The organism is Gilliamella sp. App2-1, assembly GCF_001690255.1.
In the GTDB taxonomy this organism is placed as follows: Bacteria; Pseudomonadota; Gammaproteobacteria; order Enterobacterales; family Orbaceae; genus Gilliamella; species Gilliamella apicola_G.
In genome coordinates this window covers 19,409-33,658 of the sequence record NZ_LZGR01000065.1, presented here as the reverse complement: position 1 = coordinate 33,658, position 14,250 = coordinate 19,409, and the positions used below count along the sequence as shown (strand labels likewise).

The 14,250-nt window shown below is 34.8% G+C and carries 10 protein-coding genes, 2 tRNA genes and 1 pseudogene; 10 read left to right on the top strand and 3 right to left on the bottom strand.

What is annotated here, in order from left to right; all coding sequences use genetic code 11:
* Positions 1 to 423: 423 nt before the first annotated feature.
* Positions 424 to 825, top strand: a pseudogene (locus A9G22_RS08995) (phospholipase D-like domain-containing protein); the annotation flags it as partial.
* Between the two features lie 286 nt (positions 826 to 1,111).
* On the opposite strand, the gene A9G22_RS11420 reads toward A9G22_RS08995, so the two are convergent.
* Both A9G22_RS11420 and A9G22_RS08990 read right to left on the bottom strand, forming a co-directional pair.
* Positions 1,112 to 1,327, bottom strand: coding sequence for a hypothetical protein (locus A9G22_RS11420; protein WP_176700260.1), 216 nt, complete (start codon positions 1,325 to 1,327; stop codon positions 1,112 to 1,114).
* A 189-nt stretch (positions 1,328 to 1,516) separates the two neighbouring features.
* Positions 1,517 to 1,593 (bottom strand) — tRNA-Val (locus A9G22_RS08990).
* Positions 1,594 to 1,874: 281 nt separating this feature from the next.
* Between A9G22_RS08990 and recQ the strand changes: the two genes are divergently transcribed.
* The 7 genes from recQ to A9G22_RS08955 all read left to right on the top strand — a co-directional run bounded on the left by recQ (position 1,875) and on the right by A9G22_RS08955 (position 12,201).
* The gene (gene recQ / locus A9G22_RS08985) at positions 1,875 to 3,704 is read left to right on the top strand and encodes a DNA helicase RecQ (RefSeq protein ID WP_065586153.1); all 1,830 of its coding nucleotides are present in this window, start codon (positions 1,875 to 1,877) and stop codon (positions 3,702 to 3,704) included.
* Positions 3,705 to 3,812: 108 nt separating this feature from the next.
* Positions 3,813 to 5,039, top strand: coding sequence for a hypothetical protein (locus A9G22_RS08980; RefSeq protein ID WP_075508739.1), 1,227 nt, complete (start codon positions 3,813 to 3,815; stop codon positions 5,037 to 5,039).
* A 168-nt stretch (positions 5,040 to 5,207) separates the two neighbouring features.
* Positions 5,208 to 6,386 carry a M20 family metallopeptidase gene (locus A9G22_RS08975; RefSeq protein WP_065586152.1) on the top strand — a complete coding sequence of 393 codons (1,179 nt, stop codon included), beginning with the start codon at positions 5,208 to 5,210 and terminating at the stop codon, positions 6,384 to 6,386.
* 214 nt (positions 6,387 to 6,600) lie between these two features.
* Positions 6,601 to 7,443 carry a Rossmann-like and DUF2520 domain-containing protein gene (locus tag A9G22_RS08970; RefSeq protein ID WP_065586151.1) on the top strand — a complete coding sequence of 281 codons (843 nt, stop codon included), beginning with the start codon at positions 6,601 to 6,603 and terminating at the stop codon, positions 7,441 to 7,443.
* Positions 7,440 to 8,282 (top strand): 3-methyl-2-oxobutanoate hydroxymethyltransferase, encoded by an 843-nt coding sequence (panB, locus tag A9G22_RS08965; RefSeq protein WP_065586150.1) that lies wholly within the window; start codon positions 7,440 to 7,442, stop codon positions 8,280 to 8,282. The genes A9G22_RS08970 and panB overlap by 4 nt, the downstream gene beginning before the upstream one ends.
* Positions 8,283 to 8,293: 11 nt before the next feature.
* A complete protein-coding gene (gene panC / locus A9G22_RS08960) occupies positions 8,294 to 9,142 on the top strand; it encodes a pantoate--beta-alanine ligase (RefSeq protein ID WP_075508735.1) in 849 nt (282 codons plus the stop codon).
* Positions 9,143 to 9,342: 200 nt separating this feature from the next.
* Positions 9,343 to 12,201, top strand: a complete 2,859-nt coding sequence (locus tag A9G22_RS08955) for a valine--tRNA ligase (protein ID WP_075508734.1) — start codon at positions 9,343 to 9,345, stop codon at positions 12,199 to 12,201.
* A gap of 48 nt (positions 12,202 to 12,249) precedes the next feature.
* Here A9G22_RS08955 and A9G22_RS08950 read toward each other — a convergent pair whose 3' ends face one another.
* Positions 12,250 to 12,921, bottom strand: coding sequence for an OmpW family outer membrane protein (locus tag A9G22_RS08950; protein ID WP_075508733.1), 672 nt, complete (start codon positions 12,919 to 12,921; stop codon positions 12,250 to 12,252).
* Positions 12,922 to 13,147: 226 nt separating this feature from the next.
* Between A9G22_RS08950 and A9G22_RS08945 the strand changes: the two genes are divergently transcribed.
* Positions 13,148 to 13,223 (top strand) — tRNA-Lys (locus A9G22_RS08945).
* 196 nt (positions 13,224 to 13,419) lie between these two features.
* Complete coding sequence (locus A9G22_RS08940) at positions 13,420 to 13,752, top strand: DMT family transporter (protein WP_065586146.1); 333 nt, start codon at positions 13,420 to 13,422, stop codon at positions 13,750 to 13,752.
* Positions 13,753 to 14,250 lie beyond the last annotated feature (498 nt).

Sequence of the window (14,250 nt, the reverse complement as noted above, 5' to 3'; positions counted from 1 at the left end):
ACTTAATTTAAAATTAAAGTGTTTTATATTAAACATTATGTAGTACTTTGTTCCGCTATGAGGGCTGCACAAACAAGGAATATTAAGGGGTAGTTACACCAGAAAAGCCATAAAGTGTAATAATGTAATTCAATTTTAAGTATGTAGAAAAATATTATGAAGATACTTAGTAAAACGAATGAACTCCATGAAACACTAAAGAATATCAAAGACAAAAATATCCGAATCGTTTCTGCTTTTGCAAGTGGTACAGAGGGCGTAATTAAAAGTTTGGCTGCTAATAACAAGTCAGTTGAGTTGATAATTGGTACCATTAATGCATTTTCATCTATTGAATTTATCAAATACTGTATTAAATTAGTTAAAACTAATGAAAATTTTAAATTTTGTGTAGATTTTAGGTATTAAGAAAGTGTTCATTGGAAATTATATACTATTTCTGATGATACCATAATTATCGGTAGCGCTAATTTAACTAACAAAGGGCTTTCTTTGGATAGAGATACTTGTTTGTTGGTTAATGATAATAAGATTTATGACAAATATTTACAGGAAATCGAAAATTTAAAATCTAATGCTCTTGTTATTCCTTCTAATGCAGTGAATTTTAAGGAATATTTGAAGAAATATAAAATTGAGCATAAAAAGGCAATGGTTTCCATAAATAAGACTACACAAAAATTAACATTGAGAGCATGGATTAAATCACAATTTTTTTATGAATTACCATTATTATTATGGGATGAGGATGTACCAGAGGATGAAGTAGAGTTTATTGCAAATAAAATAACAGAGATTAAACAAGATTCAGATAAAAAATTATAAATCTAATTATTATTGAGTTAATTGTAATTATTTTAAAAATTTATCTTGTGGGGATGTTATCCTAACAATAGAAGAAGAAAATTCAAATAATATTTTCTTTTTTAAAGTAGATAAAATTATTAAAGGTAAAGAAAGTAATACTGAACATCTTGTTAGTCTTTCTGAGAATGAAGCAGATGGACCTTTTATCTTAGATAAAGACTCTAGAGATATTTTAGAGAAAACTCACAATAAGTTGGTTAAAGGCAAAAAAAAGAAGCTTAAAAAGGAATGATTTAGTTTTAAATTAAATAACATTATCAATCTCCAACTTACAATACTCAACAGCATCATGTAGCATCACAAAATCAGCGATATCGTATAGTGTTTTCTGCGTTTGATAGAACACATAATTGTGTTCGTCGTCGCTGTTGATAATATAGCATTCGCCCGGGATGTCATTTTCGTAATCGTCGGGCGTTTGACGTATATAAATTGGTAGTGTGTAGTTTATTGTTATCATGATAAGCAAAGTTAGAATTTTTTGGGTATTTTATATTGATTGTATTTTGATGTGAACTTTTGAGAAAATGGTCGCAAAAAATACCGCAGGGATGCGAATTTCACCCCTCTCTTACCCCAGTTTTACCCCGTTGACAAAATAATAGTTTTAGGTAATCATTGCAAATCCTTGCAAGATAAGGCTTTAGAATGGTACGCCCGGGTGGACTCGAACCACTGACCCCCACCATGTCAAGGTGATGCTCTAACCAACTGAGCTACGGGCGTATATTTGAAACACGCAAATATTAGCTGGCAAATTGATTTGTAGCAAGTAAAAAAATAAAAAAATAGCTGTTTTTTTAATCTTTCGAACTAAATGGGTTGTAAAATAAACATTATTTGCTTGCGATTTAAATAAAATCATCATATTTGAATAAAAAAATCTTTTCTAAAAAATTTTTTATTATTGGGATGAATTGTAAATTTATGTGATTTCGTGGTGGTTTGTTTAAATTAATTTAGCTATACTCGCTACTTCAAGTTAGGCGTAACATGTTTAGGTTTGTATGTCGATAAAAGATCAGATTGAAGATGTTTTGCAAAATGTTTTTGGTTACAAGTCATTTAGAAATCAACAAAGAGAAATAATTGAATCTATTATCGATGGACGTGATACTTTAATAATTATTCCTACAGGCGGCGGGAAATCTTTATGTTATCAAATTCCCGCAGTTTTATTACCAGGGACAGCAATTATTGTATCCCCTTTAATCTCTTTGATGAAAGATCAGGTTGATCAGTTATTGGCTAATGGTATTTCTGCCGCCTATCTTAATGCCTCACTATCATCGGCCGAGCAACAAGAAGTTATCAAAAAATATTTGGATCACTCCATAAAGCTGTTATATGTTTCTCCTGAACGATTAGCATTACAGGCTTTTTCTACATTAATCGATGAATATCCACCTTCTTTAATTGCTATTGATGAGGCGCATTGTATTTCACAATGGGGACATGATTTTAGGCCTGATTATCGTCAATTAGGACAACTTTCAACTCGTTTTCCTAAAGTACCCATTGTTGCATTAACCGCAACTGCCGACAAAATGACGCAGACTGATATTATTCATCAATTAAATTTGGTCGATCCATTAGTAATAGTGCGAAGTTTTGATCGGCCAAATATTCGTTATACGGTGGTCGAAAAATTTAATCAAACTGAGCAGGTTGTTTCGTTTATTGAGACACAAAAAGGCAATAGTGGCATTATTTATTGTTCTAGCCGTTCAAGAGTGGAAGATATGACCACTAGACTTGCTGCACGAGGGTTTTCCGTTAAAGCTTATCATGCAGGGCTGTCTAATAATGAGCGCCAACAAGCACAGGAAGATTTTTTAAAAGACAATGTACAAATTATTGTAGCAACGGTTGCATTTGGTATGGGAATTAATAAACCCAATGTGCGTTTTGTTATTCATGCAGACTGTCCGCGAACGATTGAAGCTTATTATCAAGAAACGGGGCGAGCGGGGCGTGATGGCGTACCTGCTGAAGCGATGCTACTATTTAATAGTAAAGATCTTAATTGGTATCAACAACAAGTTATTGAGAAAAGAGAGGGCCAACATAAACTAGTCGAATTGCAAAAAATTGATGCAATGGAGGCTTTTGGGCAAAGTTTGACTTGTCGGCGCATTGTGTTGCTTAATTATTTTGGTGAACAGCGGGAAGAGCCTTGTAATAACTGTGATGTTTGTTTGTATCCACCTGAACTTTATGATGGCTTAATTGATGCACAAAAAGTTTTATCTTGTGTTTATCGCGTTGAACAACGTTATGGGGCGCAATATATTGTCGATGTTTTACGTGGCTCTGGGCGCTCTCAAATTAAAGATAATGGTCATAATAAATTATCTGTTTATGGCATTGGTAAACAGCATTCATCTGGCTATTGGCTCAGCGTTATTAGACAGCTGGTTTATTTGGGATATTTAAACCAAAATATATCAACTTATACAACCCTGCAATTAACACAAAAAGCACGTTTAATTCTTCGGGGAGAAATATCACTTTCATTGGCTAAACCTCGTTTAGAAATGGTTAAGAAAAGCCGTATAAATCGTTACGCTAGAGCAATCAATTTAACAACTATTTTAGCCTACGAAGAGCGAATTTTATTTAATAACCTTAAACGATTGCGTAAAGATATTGCCGATACCGAAGATATTCCGCCCTATATTGTTTTTAGTGATGCGACTTTGCTTGAAATGGTTCAAACTAAACCTGAAAGTAAAAAGCAGCTCATTAATATTACTGGTGTAGGTAAAATCAAGTTGGAAAAATATGGTAATTTGTTCTTAGATGAAATTAATGAATTCATAGTAAAAAATTTGTAACAATTTTACATTAATTACATATAATGCTTAATTTTAGAACAGTTTGATTCTTTTTTAATTTGTAATCAATCAGTGCAAATGGAGATTTATATGTCAACAATGAGCGATATGCCACAAATGCTCGCGTTAGTATTGTTATTGATAATTCTTTACTTTGGCGATATTGTTTCAACACGTACTAAAGCATGGATCCCTTCTGTTTTTGTTTGTGCGGTACTTTTTTTAGTTGGTTACTGGACATTTTTCCCTCCTGATATTGTTGCAAGAGCAGGTATTCCTACTGTAGTTGCTGTTATGTTTATGTATTTATTAATTGTTAATATGGGAACGTTATTATCGGTAAAAGAGTTATTACGTCAATGGAAAACAATTTTAATTTCGCTTGCGGGTATTGTTGGTATTATTACTATTACTGTTTTTGTCGGTTATCTATTTTTTGATTATAACACTATTATTATTGCTATTCCGCCTTTAGTTGGTGGTATTGTTTCGGCTATTATTATGGCAAATGGTGCAACCGAAGCGGGATTACCCGATCTTGCTGTTTTTGCTATTATAATATATGTAATGCAAGGCTTTGTAGGTTACCCACTTACCTCAATTATGCTTAAGCGCGAAGGACGAAGAATTCTTAAAATATATCATGAAGGTACTTGGAATTCGAATACTAATCAACGATCTAAATTAGATGAACAAAATAGTACGTCATCAGATGGAAACCCAATGCCAAGTTTATTTGCAAAAATTCCTACGCAATACAATTCATCTTATTTTATCTTTCTACGTATTGCAACAGTTGGCTTGTTAGCTTATTTAGTATCTGAAGTTTTAAAACCTATTGTAACCATAAATTCATTTGTACTTTGCTTATTATTTGGTGTTATCGCTTCTTCGATTGGTTTTTTAGAACGTCATCCATTAAAAAAAGCTGGTGGGTTTGGTTTAGCTGTAATGGGACTGATGTTATTCGTATTTGATACTCTTAGCCGAGCTACACCAGCAATGCTTATTCGTCTTATCATACCTTTGATTGTTTTTATTTTAGCTGCTGTTGTCGGGATGTTTATTTTTTCAATAATCGTTGGTAAGTTACTGAAAGTGAGTAAGGAAATGGCATTTTCGATTGCGCTCACAGCGCTATATGGATTTCCTGCGGATTATATCATTACTAACGAAGTGATTAATAGTTTAACCCAAGATCCAAAAGAAAGAAGGGTGCTTACAAGTCATATGTTAGCTTCAATGTTAATTGGTGGATTTATTTCAGTAACTATCGTGTCAGTTGTTCTGGCTGGAATAATGGTTAATATGATTGTTGGACCATTAACGCATTAATTGTTGATGGAATTTATAGTTATGTAGGTATTATGTTTGAATTAGTTGTAGCGATTAATTTTCAAAAGATAGACTGTTTGTTCAGTTCGTTGATTTAATGACCACTAATCCGATATATATTGATTCACAACAAATGTCTGAATAAATTGAAATTTTAAGGGTAGTAAAATGATAAATCAGAGTATAAAAACATTAATTAAGCAAAATATAAATGAAATGATAGCTTTTCGCCGTGATTTGCACCGACACCCTGAATTACCATGGGAAGAATTTAGAACCACCAATAAAATTGCTGCTGAGCTGGATAAAATTGGTATTCCATATCGTCGTACAGATCCAACTGGGATCATTGCTGATATTGATGGTACAAAACCAGGTAAAAGAATCTTGCTTAGAGCGGATATTGATGCTTTACCGGTACAAGAACTAAACCAAAATATCGATTATAAATCAACTATCGATGGCAAAATGCATGCATGTGGCCATGATACTCATGCTTCGATGCTATTAACTGCAGCTAAAGCACTTTGGGCAATTCGAGATCAATTACACGGTACTGTCAGGCTTGTTTTTCAACCAGCAGAAGAGATCGCTCAGGGTGCTAAAGGCATGATTAAACAAGGTGTGTTAGAGGGGGTTGATAGCGCTTTTGGTATGCATATTTGGTCGCAAATGCCTGTAGGTAAAGTATCTTGTGTGGTTGGTTCGAGTTTTGCTTCTGCTGATTTGTTAACGGTTCGATTTAAAGGTAAAGGAGGACATGGTTCTATGCCTCATGATACCGTTGATGCAGTAATGGTGGCCTCAGCTTTTGTTATGAATGTACAATCGATAATCTCTCGTGAAGTATCACCTCTTGACCCAGCAGTTGTTACCATCGGACGAATGGAGGTGGGAACACGCTTTAATGTGATTGCTGAAAATGCAGTTTTAGAAGGTACAGTGCGCTGTTTTAATATTGAGGTAAGAGACAAAATTGAGGCAGCTATCCGTCGTTATGCCAATCAAGTGGCTGCAATGTACCGTGCGACGGCTGAAGTAGAATACATTTACGGCACTTTACCTGTAATCAATGATAACGAAAGTGCTTTACTTGCTCAAAAAGTCATTGTTGAATCATTTGGTGATGAGGCACTTTTCTTTGAGCCGCCAACAACCGGTGGTGAAGATTTTAGTTATTACACTGAAAGTATTCCCGGTGCATTTGCATTAGTTGGTTCAGGTAATCCTGAAAAAGATACCAAATGGCCACATCATCATGGTTGTTTTAATGTCGATGAAGATGGTATGGCATTGGGGGCTGAATTTTACGCTCAGTATGCTTGGGCATATTTGAATCAAAACTAATCTTAATAAAATTTTAACTATGGTATTAGTTTCGGTAATGTTTGATTTATTTATATATTTAATTAATAATTTGATTTTCTAGCTTCATTGTAGCTTCATAAGGATTAGAAATTATTTTTTTCGATCAATTTCATATATTACCGTTTTCTAATTTGATTGAATATCAACCTGATTAAGCTATAATGCGATAATTATTAAATAAATTACAATTATAATGATTATCGGTTTTATTGGTGCGGGTAAAGTGGGTTGTACTTTAGCGAAATATTTTTCTTTATGTGGAATGCAGATCGCTGGGTTTTATAGCCGAACTTATGAGCACGCAAAGGTAGCAAGTGATTTTACCCAAAGTCAAGCATATGCAACTTTAGCTGATTTAGTTAATGATTGTGATTGTTTATTGGTTACTGTATCAGATAGCCAAATAGCTACTGTTTGGCAAGAACTTTGCCAATTACCTATTACTAATAAATGGATCGGTCATTGCAGTGGGCTGTTGACGTCACATATATTTAGCCAGCAAAAAATCGTTCATCCATTTGCGTTTTCATTGCATCCTTTATATGCCATTTATGATAGATTTGAATGCTATACCGCTATGTCAGGTGTTTCTTTTACCCTTGAGGCAAATGAAAGCATTATTCCTCAATTAAAAAACTTTTTTGTTTCACTAAAAAATCCTTTAGCCATTTTACCTGCGAATAAAAAGCCACTTTATCATGCGGCTTGTGTTATGTTGAGTAATCAAGTTATTGCATTGGTACAACTTGGTATTGATTTACTTGACCAATGCGAGTTAGATTCTGAGTTTAGTGAACAAGCGTGGCATCTATTATTCTTAGAAAATGCTAAAAATATATGTGAAGTAGGCGTCATTGATGCCCTAACTGGACCTGTCGAGCGAGGCGATATTGAAACGATCAAACAACATATAATGGCTATGCCGGTCGAACTAAAACCTATTTATCAGCAGTTATCTGCTATTTTACTTAATATCAGTCGAACAAAACATCCAAGCAAGGACTATCGACAATTAAAATTGGAGCTGTTACCTTGAAAAACACGATTGCCACTTTAAAAGAACGTAAACAAAATCGACAAAAAATTACCATGCTAACCGCTTATGATTACACTACAGCTAAATTAATGGATGAAAGTGGTGTAGATTGTTTATTAGTGGGCGATTCTTTAGGTATGGTGATGCTGGGTTACGATAGCACGGTATCGGTTACTATGGAAGATATGATCCATCACTCCAAAGCGGTTGCAAGAGCAGCTAAGTCCGCATTTGTTGTCACTGATTTACCTTTTATGTCTTATCAAACATCTGTATATGATGCAGTTTTAAATGCTGGTCGCCTAATCAAAGAAGGTCAAGCTCAAGCGGTTAAACTTGAAGGCGGGCAAGCATTTTTTGAACATATCAAAATGATTACACAAGCTTCCATTCCCGTTGTTGCACATATTGGGCTCATGCCTCAATCTGTTCTTGCTTTAGGGGGATATAAAGTTCAAGGTAAAGATTATCAAGATGCAAAAAATATTGTTCTTGATGCATTAGCGGTTGAACAAGCGGGTGCGATTGCGATTGTACTTGAATGTGTACCTGCTGATTTGGCAAAATTGATCTCACAATTAGTGAGTATTCCAACTATTGGTATTGGTGCAGGTGTAAATTGTGATGGGCAGGTGCTTGTTTATCAAGATATGCTGTCTATGTATAACGGTGTTTCTTCAAAATTTGTCAAATCTTTTGCCCCAATTGGTAATCATATGAAACAAGCGTTTACTGACTATTGCCAAGAAGTAAAACAGCAACAATTTCCTACTTCAACCCATGAATTTGCCATTGATGGTGAGGTAATGAACAAACTTAAATCTGAGTTTCAATCATAAGGGATAACGAAATGAATGTTGTAACGGCAATTGGACAAGTACGAGAACAAGTTAAAGCTTGGCGTCAAGCTGGCTATAGTATCGGGCTTGTTCCCACCATGGGTTATTTACATGAAGGCCATCAAAGCTTAATGGCCGCGGCTAAAAGGGATAACCAAAAAGTTATTGTGACGATTTTTGTTAATCCTATACAATTTGGACCTTCAGAAGATCTTGCTAGTTATCCTCGTGATTTAGAGAGAGATAAAATTGTTTGTGAGAAGATAGGGGTGGATTTGATTTTTTGTCCAACTGCCAGTGAAATGTATGATGCTAATTTTAACAGCTATGTTGATGTTAATGGTTTAACAGATGCTTTATGTGGAAAAAGGCGCCCAGGGCATTTTAAAGGCGTTTGCACTGTTGTCACAAAATTATTCAACATTACACAACCTGATCGTGCTTATTTTGGACAGAAAGATGCACAGCAGCTAGCGGTAATTAAACGAATGGTCAGTGATCTGAATTTCGATATTGATATTATAGGTTGCCCGATTGTGCGTGAAGCAGATGGACTGGCTAAAAGTTCTCGTAATAGCTATTTGTCTGAACCTGAAAGATCCGCAGCCGTGTGCCTTTATCAAGCAATTGAATGTGCCAATGCAATGATAAAGCAGGGGGAAAAGTCGGTAATTGTTATAACAAAAGCTATGCATGATCTTATTGTCAACCAACCTTTAGCCAAGATTGACTATATTGAATTTGTCGATCTAGCATCATTAACATCTGTTGATATTCTTGAGAAAGATAGTTTATGTGCGTTGGCGGTTTATATTGGTAAAACACGATTAATTGATAATTTTATTTATCAACATCACTAATTATAAACACTATTTTTAGTAATAGTGACAAAAAGATCGCTTAATTCAAGGTGATTTTTTTGTATTATTCATCGTATTATTAAAATTATTTAAAAGTAGATTAAATCAATGAGTTTATTATTATGGCAATTTATTGTTTGACTATTTTACTGTAGAATAATAATCATTTTATGCCTTAAATCAGGATTTATGCATTAATTATGAAAAATACGACTTACAATCCACAAGAAATCGAACAACCTATTTATAAGCATTGGGAAGAAAGTGGTTATTTCAAACCCAATGGTGACAAATCACAGCCAAGTTATTGTATTGCCATTCCACCACCGAATGTGACAGGTAGTTTACATATGGGGCATGCTTTTCAGCAAACCATTATGGATGCATTAATTCGTTATCATCGTATGCAAGGTAATAATACCTTGTGGCAATCGGGTACCGATCATGCCGGTATTGCAACGCAAATGGTGGTAGAGCGCAAAATTGCGGCTGAAGAAAATAAAACACGCCATGATTATGGGCGTGATGCTTTTATTGACAAGATTTGGCAATGGAAAGCCGAATCAGGCGGTAGCATTACTAAGCAAATGCGTCGCTTAGGGGATTCGGTTGATTGGGATCGCGAACGCTTCACCATGGATGAAGGTCTATCAAATGCAGTAAAAGAAGTTTTCGTGAGATTATATCAAGAAAATCTCATCTATCGTGGTAAACGTTTAGTCAATTGGGATCCAAAACTACGTACAGCTATTTCTGATCTTGAAGTTGAAAACCGCGAAGTTAAAGGTTCAATGTGGCATTTACGTTATCCGTTAGCTGATGGGGCTAAAACAGCCGACGGCAAAGATTATTTAGTTGTGGCAACTACTCGTCCTGAAACCTTATTTGGGGATACAGGGGTTGCGGTGAATCCTGAAGATCCTCGCTATAAAGATCTGATTGGTCAATTTGTCATATTACCATTTGTTAACCGCCGTATTCCAATTGTGGGTGATGAACATGCCGACATGACCAAAGGTACTGGATGCGTAAAAATCACCCCTGCGCATGATTTTAATGATTATGAAGTTGGGCGACGTCATCAATTACCAATGATCAACATTTTAACGTTTGATGGGGATATTCGTCAGCAAGCTGAAGTATTTGATACTAATGGTGAACCAAGCAGGGCTTACGAATCAACCATTCCGGCTCAATTCCAGAATCTAGAACGTTTTGCAGCGCGTAAAGCAGTCGTTGCAGAATGCGAATCATTGGGTATTTTAGAAAAAATCGAACCGCATGATTTGACCGTTCCATATGGTGATCGTGGTGGCGTTGTGATCGAACCTATGTTAACCGATCAATGGTATGTGCGAGCAAAAGTGCTTGCCGAGCCAGCTATTGATGCAGTAAAAAATGGTGATATCCAATTTGTACCAAAACAGTATGAAAATATGTATTTTTCTTGGATGAATGATATTCAAGATTGGTGTATTTCACGTCAATTATGGTGGGGACATCGTATTCCGGCTTGGTATGATAAACAAGGTAATGTTTATGTTGGCCGTGATGAAGCAGAAGTGCGACGCGAGAATAATCTGTCGAATGATATTGAATTATCGCAAGATGAAGATGTGCTGGATACTTGGTTTTCGTCTGCGCTTTGGACATTTTCAACGTTAGGTTGGCCGAATAATACTGATGATTTAGCCACCTTCCATCCAACCAATGTGCTCGTAACTGGTTTTGATATCATTTTCTTCTGGGTAGCTAGAATGATCATGATGACCATGCACTTTATTAAAGATGAACATGGTAAACCGCAAGTTCCTTTTAAAACGGTGTATGTCACAGGTTTAATTCGTGATGAAGAAGGGCAGAAAATGTCTAAATCTAAAGGAAACGTTATCGATCCTTTAGATATGATTGACGGTATTTCGCTGCCAGCTTTATTAGAAAAACGAACAGGCAATATGATGCAGCCTCAATTAGCTGAAAAAATCGCTAAACGCACTCAAAAACAGTTCCCTAATGGTATTGAGGCACACGGTACAGATGCGCTACGCTTTACTTTAGCGGCGTTAGCCTCAACTGGGCGTGATATTAATTGGGATTTAAAACGTTTAGAAGGTTATCGTAATTTCTGTAATAAACTTTGGAACGCTAGTCGTTATGTGCTGATGAATACAGAAGGGCACGATTGTGGCTTTAAAGGTGGGAATTTAGATTATTCTTTAGCAGATAAATGGATTTTAGCCGAATTTAATCAAACCATTAAATCTTACCGAGAAGCATTTGATAGTTATCGTTTTGATTTAGCCGCTAATATTTTATATGAGTTCACATGGAATCAATTCTGTGACTGGTATTTAGAGCTAACCAAATCCATTTTAGCCAATGGCGAACCGTCACAGCAACGCGCAGCTCGCCATACGTTAATTACGGTATTAGAAGCTCTATTACGTCTTGCGCACCCGATTATTCCATTTATAACCGAAGCAATTTGGCAAAATGTAAAAGGCTTAATGAATATAACTGCTGACACTATAATGTTACAGCCAATGCCTGCTTTTGATGAACAGCATTCAAATGATCAAGCAGTAGCTGATATTAATTGGATAAAAGATGTCGTGATTGCCGTACGAAACATACGTGCCGAAATGAATATTGCGCCAAGTAAACCACTACAATTATTGATTCGAAAAGGCTCTCCAACGGTACATCGAATCATCGCTGATAACATCAATTTTATTGAATCATTAGCAAGATTGTCTGAAATTGTTTTACTTGATGATGGTGAAACTGGACCATTATCGGTCACAAAACTGGTTGATGGCGCCGAGTTGCTAATCCCAATGGCTGGATTAATCAATAAAGAAAACGAACTTGCGCGTTTAGAAAAAGAAATTGAACGCATCAATGGTGAAATTTCTCGTATTGAAAATAAACTGTCTAATGCCAGCTTTGTCGATAAAGCACCAGCAGCAGTAGTTGCTAAAGAAAAAGAAAAACAACAAGGTTATATTGATGATAAAGCCAAACTGCAAGAGCAGTATGTTGCCATAAAAAATCTTTAATCTTCGTAATAAAAACCTCTCGTTTGAGAGGTTTTTTTGTTTGCTAATTTAAAATTTATAACCCACACCAATCATGGCAACCCATGGATCAAGCTTATAATTAGCGGTAACTTTAGTATTGCCTAAATGGGTTGTTGCTTTAGTCTCAATATCAATATAACGGATTTGAGCATTCAAAAGCCAATTGTCATTTAAAGTATAATCAGCACCGACTTGTGCTGCCCAGCCCCAAGAACTATCCAGATCTAAGCCATGGAATCCCGCTTTTTTGGCTTCACCACTAAGTTTTTCATCAAAAAAGAAGGTATAGTTAATACCCATTCCAACATAGGGTTGTAGCTCATATTGTGAATCAAGTGGATACCAAACAGCACTTAATGTTGGTGGTAGATGTTTAATTTTACCTAAATGAGCACCAGAAAGTCCCGTTGAATTGCCCCCACCTAACTTAACCTGATGGCTAAAAGGTGTTGCAGCTAACAGTTCGACACCAATATTATCGGTCACCATATATTGGAAATTTAATCCAAGTTGTGTATCGTTATCGGCTTTTGCTTTTAGATCACTTTTGGCTCCGCCTACTTTAACATGATCACTTTTATCTTGAGGGTGAACATAAACAGGCCCACCACGGATAATAATTTCATTTGCCGTATGTGCATAAGCTACAGAACTTGCTAATCCCATTGAGATAAGCATTGTAATTGATAATATTTTCATTTTAATCTCCAAAATTTAACTATGATTTATCGTTTTATTTATTAAAAAAATTTTAACTAGAGCCAGAATAAGTACAATTGGTTTTTATAATCGATTTATTTTATCAATATTACAATATTAGGTTTGATATTTCTGAGATTTATATCAAAATTATTAAAAAATAAAATTAGATTGATTATTTGCATTATTAATTAAATTTATATAAAATAGACTAAAATATTTCAGTGGGTTGTTAGCTCAGTCGGTAGAGCAGTTGACTCTTAATCAATTGGTCGCGGGTTCGAACCCCTCACAACCCACCATAAATATCTCCCTTTTCAAGCGTTAATAGCTATCTATTTTACCTGTCGGTCATAATTAATGATGTAAAAATAAGGCAACGAAAATATTGGTTATATCTATTAACATTTATACTGTTAATTAAAGTTGATTAATCTAAGTTTTTAGCGTTAACTTTAGATAATTAGCTTTTTTAAGCTAACGACTATAGGCATTAAGATGAACTCATATTTATTACTATTTTTTGCAATTATTTGTGAAGTGATAGCAACATCTTCGTTAAAACTATCGAGTGGTTTCACCAATCTTATTTACTCTAGCATCACCATTATTGGTTATAGTGCGTCATTTTATCTTCTTTCGTTAGTATTAAAAACAATTCCTGTTGGTATTGCATATGCGATTTGGTCTGGAATCGGCATTGTATTAATTAGTTTAATTGCATGGATCTTTTTAAAACAAACTTTGGATCTAGCTGCGTTAATAGGCATGGGATTTATCATGTTTGGTGTCGTGATTATTAATCTATTTTCGAAAGTGTCTGGACATTAAAATTTAAATAAGTAAATTTTATAATAAACTTTCAATTGCAACAAAAAATTGAAAGATTGTTACTTATCTATAATACCTTATATAGGTTATGAAATTGTAGCATTTCCTGAGATAGGGGTTGTTATAGCGTTTTGCTTGTCGCTTTAATTTATTTACATTGGATTTTTCAATGTTAACCAGACGGTTAATTTATAACTAATCATGTTATAACGTTCGTGTTACTGGTAAATGTTACAAACAACTGTAATCTAGCTATTTTAGTATGTTATAAATATTTGAGCGATCCATTATAAAACGATTTAACCAAATCGTACTCCTTATTTTTTCTTTGTGATGTAATCATCACATTTCTTGTTGGTGATAGACATTAATTTTGTTCTTTATGTATATTCATTACAGTTGTCTCTCAAATTAATGTAAATAACGCAAGGAGTCTCTATACTTAAGTGATCTACAAAAATTGTTGACTTCAGTATATACTCATTACCAATATAATTA